The following is a 6,217-nucleotide window of genomic DNA, read 5'->3' on the forward strand; positions in this document are numbered from 1 at the left end:
AGCTTAAGCTTAGTTTTTAGCGTTTTTGAAAGGGAGACCAAATTCCTTGAGCAGAGCATAGCCTTCTTCGTCGGTGTTTGCCGAGGTAACGAAGGTGATGTTCATACCCATGAGCTTATTGATGGTATCAATGTTGATTTCGGGGAAGATAATCTGTTCGGTGATACCGAGGGTGTAGTTGCCACGTCCGTCGAGCTTGCCGTTGATACCCTTGAAGTCGCGGATACGGGGCAGAGCGACGCGGATGAGACGCTCGAGGAATTCATACATTTTCTCGCGGCGGAGTGTCACCATGACACCGATGGGCATCTTCTTACGGAGTTTGAAGTTAGAGATGTCCTTGCGAGAAAGAGTAGCGACAGCTTTCTGGCCGGTGATGGCGGTGAGCTCGTTGATCGCGGTCTCGATGAGTTTCTTGTCCTGAGTAGCAGCGCCAAGACCCTGGTTGATGACAATCTTCTTCAACTTGGGCACCTGCATAGGTGTGGTGTAGCTGAACTTCTCGGTCAGGGCGGGAACGATGCGTTCCTTATAGTCTTTTTTAACTGTTTCGGTGCTCATTACTTAATTTCCTCACCTGATTTTTTAGAGATACGAATTAACTGGCCTTTCTCATCGCGGCGGCAGCTCACGCGGGTGGGCTTTCCGGATTTGGGGTCGATGAGTGAAAGGTTGGAGATGTGGATGGGAGCTTCCATCTTGATGAGGCCTCCCTGAGGGTGCTGTGCATTGGGCTTTGTAGCCTTAGTCACCATGTTGATACCTTCAACGATGGCTTTCTGCTTCTGCACGAGAACCTTGAGCACTCGACCCTCCTTGCCACGGTCTTCGCCGGCAAGAACATAGACGATGTCGCCTTTTCTGATATGTGATTTGCTCATTACGTTTATTGTTTTTGACGGTTAAGATGATTAGAGGACTTCGGGTGCGAGTGAAACGATCTTCATCTGGTTTGCAGCGCGGAGTTCGCGGGCAACCGGGCCGAAGATACGAGTTCCGCGGAGTTCGCCTGCATTGTTGAGAAGCACACAGGCATTGTCATCGAAACGGATGTAAGAGCCATCGGGACGGCGGATTTCCTTTTTGGTACGGACAACCACTGCCTTAGACACTGTGCCTTTCTTAACGTCTGATGAAGGAATGACACTCTTGACAGAAACGACAATGATGTCACCTACAGAGGCATAACGACGGCCGGTTCCACCAAGGACGTGGATGCAGAGGGCTTCTTTAGCGCCACTGTTGTCGGCTACTGTTAAACGGCTTTCAGTCTGTATCATAGTTTACTTCACTTTTTCGATGATTTCCACGAGGCGCCAGCGCTTGGTCTTGCTGAGGGGACGGGTCTCCATGAGGCGGACGGTGTCGCCGACTGAACATTCGTTCTTTTCGTCGTGAGCGTGATATTTCTTAGTTTTGTTGACAAATTTGCCATAAATGGGGTGCTTCTCTTTCCATTTCACCATTACGGTGATGGTCTTGTCACCCTTGTTGCTCGAAACAACCCCGATGCGTTCTTTTCTTAAATTTCTCTTTTCCATTTGTGGGGAGTTTATTTGTTGTTAAGTTCGCGCTGACGCAACTCTGTCTTTACGCGAGCGATAGCCTTGCGTGCATGTGTAATCTTAGCGGGGCTGTCAAGGGGCGAAACTGCATGGTTGATCTTGAGCTGGGCATAGTCCTTCTCCATCTCAGCCAAGCGGTCACGGAGATCCTGAGTGCTGACTTCTTTGAATGATTCTTTCTTCATGACTTATTACACATTTTGAGTTGGGTCATAGTCGCGACGCACGATGAACTTAGTGGTCACGGGAAGTTTTTGAGCTGCGAGGCGGAGAGCTTCCTTGGCGATATCGTAAGATACGCCTTCAACCTCTATAATGATGCGGCCGGGAGTAACGGGGGCAACGAATCCTTCGGGAGCACCCTTACCTTTACCCATGCGGACCTCGGCAGGCTTCTTGGTGATGGGTTTGTCAGGGAAGATGCGAATCCAGATCTGACCCTGACGCTGCATGTAACGTGTAACAGCGATACGGGCGGCTTCAATCTGGCGACCGGTGATCCACTTAGACTCTAAGGTCTTGATGCCGAACGAACCGAAGGCCAACTGGTTGCCACGCTGCGCAATGCCTTTCATGCGGCCTTTTTGCGCGCGGCGAAATTTGGTTTTCTTAGGTTGTAACATTGTGTTGTTGAATCAATTGTGGGTTTAACGGTTGTTTTTGGGTTTGCGGAAACCGCCACGACGGGGAGCACCGTTTGAAGAAGAGTTGCGGCTGTCCTTCTGAGTGTTTGTGTACTGGGGAGCGAGGTCACGCTTTCCGTAAACCTCACCACGGCAGATCCAAACCTTCACGCCGATAACACCAACCTTAGTGTGAGCTTCTACGAGAGCGTAGTCGATGTCAGCACGAAGAGTGTGGAGCGGTGTACGGCCTTCCTTGAACATCTCCGAACGGGCCATTTCGGCTCCGTTGAGACGGCCTGAAATCTGAACCTTGATACCTTCAGCACCTGCACGCATTGTTGATGCGACTGCCATCTTGACAGCACGACGGTAGGCAATCTTGCCTTCGATCTGGCGGGCGATGGTCGATGCTACGATCTGGGCGTCGAGTTCGGGACGTTTTACTTCGTAGATGTTGATCTGGACATCCTTGTCGGTGATCTTCTTGAGCTCTTCCTTCAGCTTGTCGACTTCAGCGCCGCCCTTGCCGATGATGAGGCCGGGACGCGAGGTGCAGACAGTGATGGTGATGAGCTTCATGGTGCGCTCGATGACGATGCGCGAAACGCTTGACTTTGCAAGACGGACATTGAGATACTTGCGGAGTTTTGAGTCCTCAAGCAGAGTATCGCCGTATTTCTTACCGCCATACCAGTTAGAGTCCCATCCACGGATAACTCCCAAGCGATTGCTGATTGGATTTACTTTCTGTCCCATTTGTTAAGCTTTAGCGTTTTTGTTATCAATTGTGTCAACAATCAATGTGACGTGGTTTGCGCGTTTGCGGATACGGTAGCCACGGCCCTGCGGAGCAGTGCGGAGACGCTTGAGCATAGGAGCACAGTTTACATAGATTGTGCTGATATAGAGCTCGCCGGCGTCGGCCTTGCGTTCGTTCTTGGCTTCCCAGTTGGCGATAGCCGAGCGGAGAAGCTTTTCGAGGCGGGCAGCAGCTTCCTTATTAGAAAATTTCAGGATACCGAGTGCACGGTTGACCTCTACCCCGCGGACCATGTCAGCGACAAGGCGCATCTTGCGGGGGGAGGTGGGGATGTTGAGGAGCTTTGCGAAAGCTACCGTCTTCTGTTCGGCTTTCCTGAGGTCGGCTGAATTTCTTTTTCTTACACCCATTTTATTGTAATTCTTTTCTTTTTTACAAATGAATTAGTTATATCAGGGCCCAAATTATTTCTTGCGGTTACCGGAGTGACCACGGAAGGTACGTGTGGGAGCGAACTCACCGAGCTTGTGGCCGACCATGTTTTCAGTAACGTAGACAGGGATAAATTTGTTACCGTTGTGAACTGCGAAAGTGTGACCTACAAATTCGGGGGCGATCATCGATGCACGGCTCCATGTTTTGATAACCGACTTCTTACCGCTCTCTTCCATTGCAGCGACCTTCTTTTCGAGCTTCACGCTGATAAACGGGCCTTTTTTTAATGAACGACTCATGATAAGTGTTGCTAATTTAAATCAGATTACTTTTTTCTTCTTTCAATGATGTACTTCGAAGAATGTTTCTTCGGGGCACGAGTCTTAAGACCCTTAGCGTAAAGACCCTTGCGAGAGCGGGGATGACCACCTGAAGCGCGGCCTTCACCACCACCCATCGGGTGATCGACAGGGTTCATAACAACGCCACGGTTGCGGGGACGGCGACCGAGCCAGCGTGAACGGCCGGCCTTACCGGAACGTTCGAGCGAGTGCTCTGAGTTACCGACAACACCGATAGTAGCGCGGCATGCGGCGAGGATCTTGCGGGTTTCACCCGAAGGTAATTTGACGATGGCGTAGGTGCCTTCACGAGATACGAGCTGGGCGAAAGTGCCTGCCGAACGAGCCATGAAAGCGCCCTGGCCGGGACGCAACTCAATGTTGTGGATGAGCGTACCTACAGGAATGTTTGCCAGCGGGAGGCAGTTTCCTACTTCCGGCTGAGCCTCGGGACCTGAAAGGAGTTCATCACCAACCTTTAAGCCGTTGGGTGCAATGATGTAAGCTTTAGCACCGTCTTTGTAGTAAAGGAGGGCGATACGGGCCGAACGGTTAGGATCGTACTCGATGCTCTTCACTACTGCGGGAACACCGTCTTTTGTTCTCTTAAAGTCTATGATGCGGTATTTGCGCTTGTGGCCACCACCAAGGTAGCGGGTGGTGAGATGGCCTTCGGAGTTACGTCCTCCGGAGGCCTTTTTGCCGACTGTAAGAGATTTTTCCGGTGTAGTAGCAGTGATGGTACCTTTAAATACACCGATAACTTTGTGTCTCTGCCCAGGTGTTGTGGGCTTGAATTTTCTTACTGCCATTTTTATATTTAGATATTGCTATAGAAGTCAATATTCTGTCCTTCTGCAACAGTAACAAGCGCTTTCTTCCAAGCGGCGGTCTTGCCACGGAGCAGACCGCTCTTGGTCCAGCGAGACTTGTTCTTGCTGCGGACATTGATGGTGTTTACGCGAACCACTTTAACGCCGTAGAGCTTCTCGACGAGGGCCTTGATCTGATATTTGTTAGCCTCAGGAGAAACGGCGAAGGTGTAGCGGTTAAGCTTCTCGATGAGATTGCTTGCCTTCTCTGTTACGATGGGTTTGATTGAGATTTCCATTGTCAAAGTTGTTTTCTCTGGTGAGGTTAGATTTTATTAATGAAATCAAGGCTGCTCTCGGTTACGATAACAGCGTTGGAATTCATGAGCGCGTAAGTATTGATATCCGATACGACCATAGTCTGGGCATAGGGGATATTACGTGCCGACAAAGTTACGTTTTTATTTTGACCCGGTAAAACGAGAAGGATTTTTTTGCCGTCAACTTTAAGATTTTTAGCAAAATTTACGAAATCTTTAGTCTTCGGAGCCTCGAAGTTGAAATCTTCAACCACGATGAGCTGTGAATCCTGCACCTTGTAGGTCAACGCACTTTTGCGAGCGAGCTGTTTCACTTTCTTATTCAACTTGAAGCGATAGTCACGGGGACGGGGACCGAACACGCGGCCACCACCCACGAGGACGGGCGAGTTGATGTCACCGATACGGCTGCCGCCGCCGCCCTTCTGCTTGTGGAGCTTGCGGGTAGAACCCGAAACTTCGCTGCGTTCCTTGGATTTGTGAGTACCCTGACGCTTGTTGGCGAGATACTGCTTCACATCGAGATAAACGGCGTGCTCGTTTGCATCTACTGCAAAAACTTCGTCGCTGAGCTGTGCTTTGCGACCGGTGTCTTCACCTTTGATATTGTAAATTGCGACTTCCATTATTTCTCAATTAAAACGATTGAACCTTTACTTCCGGGGATTGAGCCCTTGATGAGGAGCAGATTGTGTTCTGCAATCACCTTGAGCACCTGGAGGTTTTGAATTGTCACTTTCTCGTTGCCCATCTGGCCTGCCATACGCATGCCCTTGAACACCTTTGCGGGATATGAGCAGGCGCCGACCGAACCGGGAGCGCGAAGGCGGTTGTGCTGACCGTGAGTGCTCTGGCCTACGCCACCGAATCCGTGACGCTTAACCACACCCTGGAAACCTTTACCCTTCGATGTTCCCTGGATATCGACGAAGTCATTCTCGTTGAAGAGGTCAACGGTGATGGTGTCACCGAGATTGTACTCGCCGTCAAATCCTTTGAACTCGGCCAAGTGGCGCTGGGGAGCTACTCCGGCTTTCTTGAAGTGACCGGCCATAGGGGCTGTTGTGTGCTTGTCTTTTTTCTCTACAAAGCCAAGCTGCACGGCCTCATAACCGTCTTTGTCAGCCGTCTTAATCTGAGTAACTACGCAGGGGCCTACTTCGATAACAGTGCACGGCACGTTCTTGCCGTCGGCACTGAAAACGGATGTCATTCCGATTTTCTTTCCTAATAATCCTGGCATTTCTCTTTGATTTAAAATGTGAACTGTTGTGGGAGTTTGTTGTGATGTTTACTTAATCTTTCCGGTTGTTCCGAGGCGATTACACCTTGATTTCCACTTCGACACCTGAGGGAAG

The 6,217-nt window shown here is 50.3% G+C and carries 13 protein-coding genes; all 13 read right to left on the reverse strand.

All coding sequences use genetic code 11. The features are described 5' to 3' along the window. Positions 1 to 9: 9 nt before the first annotated feature. The 13 genes from rplE to rplC are packed head-to-tail and all read right to left on the reverse strand — an operon-like array spanning position 10 to position 6,102. Positions 10 to 561, reverse strand: coding sequence for a 50S ribosomal protein L5 (gene rplE, locus QZ311_RS06850; RefSeq protein ID WP_123615503.1), 552 nt, complete (start codon positions 559 to 561; stop codon positions 10 to 12). Further along, entirely contained in the window at positions 561 to 881 is a 321-nt protein-coding gene (gene rplX, locus QZ311_RS06855; protein ID WP_123615504.1) for a 50S ribosomal protein L24, read from the reverse strand. Before rplX ends, rplE begins: the two co-directional genes overlap by 1 nt. A 30-nt stretch (positions 882 to 911) precedes the next feature. Next, complete coding sequence (gene rplN / locus QZ311_RS06860; RefSeq protein WP_107031220.1) at positions 912 to 1,280, reverse strand: 50S ribosomal protein L14; 369 nt, start codon at positions 1,278 to 1,280, stop codon at positions 912 to 914. 3 nt (positions 1,281 to 1,283) lie between these two features. Beyond that, a complete protein-coding gene (gene rpsQ / locus QZ311_RS06865; RefSeq protein WP_123615505.1) occupies positions 1,284 to 1,541 on the reverse strand; it encodes a 30S ribosomal protein S17 in 258 nt (85 codons plus the stop codon). An 11-nt stretch (positions 1,542 to 1,552) separates the two neighbouring features. Further along, positions 1,553 to 1,750, reverse strand: coding sequence for a 50S ribosomal protein L29 (gene rpmC, locus QZ311_RS06870; protein ID WP_123615506.1), 198 nt, complete (start codon positions 1,748 to 1,750; stop codon positions 1,553 to 1,555). A 6-nt stretch (positions 1,751 to 1,756) separates the two neighbouring features. Beyond that, complete coding sequence (gene rplP / locus QZ311_RS06875) at positions 1,757 to 2,188, reverse strand: 50S ribosomal protein L16 (RefSeq protein WP_123615507.1); 432 nt, start codon at positions 2,186 to 2,188, stop codon at positions 1,757 to 1,759. A gap of 24 nt (positions 2,189 to 2,212) precedes the next feature. Beyond that, positions 2,213 to 2,947: a 30S ribosomal protein S3 gene (gene rpsC / locus QZ311_RS06880; protein WP_123615508.1), complete on the reverse strand. Its 735-nt coding sequence runs from the start codon at positions 2,945 to 2,947 to the stop codon at positions 2,213 to 2,215. Positions 2,948 to 2,950: 3 nt separating this feature from the next. After that, positions 2,951 to 3,361 (reverse strand): 50S ribosomal protein L22, encoded by a 411-nt coding sequence (gene rplV / locus QZ311_RS06885; protein WP_123615509.1) that lies wholly within the window; start codon positions 3,359 to 3,361, stop codon positions 2,951 to 2,953. A gap of 54 nt (positions 3,362 to 3,415) precedes the next feature. Further along, a complete protein-coding gene (gene rpsS, locus QZ311_RS06890) occupies positions 3,416 to 3,685 on the reverse strand; it encodes a 30S ribosomal protein S19 (RefSeq protein ID WP_107031214.1) in 270 nt (89 codons plus the stop codon). 26 nt (positions 3,686 to 3,711) lie between these two features. Then, complete coding sequence (gene rplB, locus QZ311_RS06895) at positions 3,712 to 4,539, reverse strand: 50S ribosomal protein L2 (protein WP_123615510.1); 828 nt, start codon at positions 4,537 to 4,539, stop codon at positions 3,712 to 3,714. A gap of 8 nt (positions 4,540 to 4,547) precedes the next feature. Then, on the reverse strand, positions 4,548 to 4,838 hold the full coding sequence (rplW, locus tag QZ311_RS06900; protein WP_297065865.1) for a 50S ribosomal protein L23: 291 nt from the start codon (positions 4,836 to 4,838) through the stop codon (positions 4,548 to 4,550). 26 nt (positions 4,839 to 4,864) lie between these two features. Then, positions 4,865 to 5,485 (reverse strand): 50S ribosomal protein L4, encoded by a 621-nt coding sequence (gene rplD / locus QZ311_RS06905; RefSeq protein ID WP_123615512.1) that lies wholly within the window; start codon positions 5,483 to 5,485, stop codon positions 4,865 to 4,867. Next, the gene (gene rplC, locus QZ311_RS06910; RefSeq protein WP_123615513.1) at positions 5,485 to 6,102 is read right to left on the reverse strand and encodes a 50S ribosomal protein L3; all 618 of its coding nucleotides are present in this window, start codon (positions 6,100 to 6,102) and stop codon (positions 5,485 to 5,487) included. Before rplC ends, rplD begins: the two co-directional genes overlap by 1 nt. Positions 6,103 to 6,217 lie beyond the last annotated feature (115 nt).

This window comes from uncultured Duncaniella sp. (assembly GCF_910578445.1).
Lineage (GTDB): Bacteria > Bacteroidota > Bacteroidia > Bacteroidales > Muribaculaceae > Duncaniella.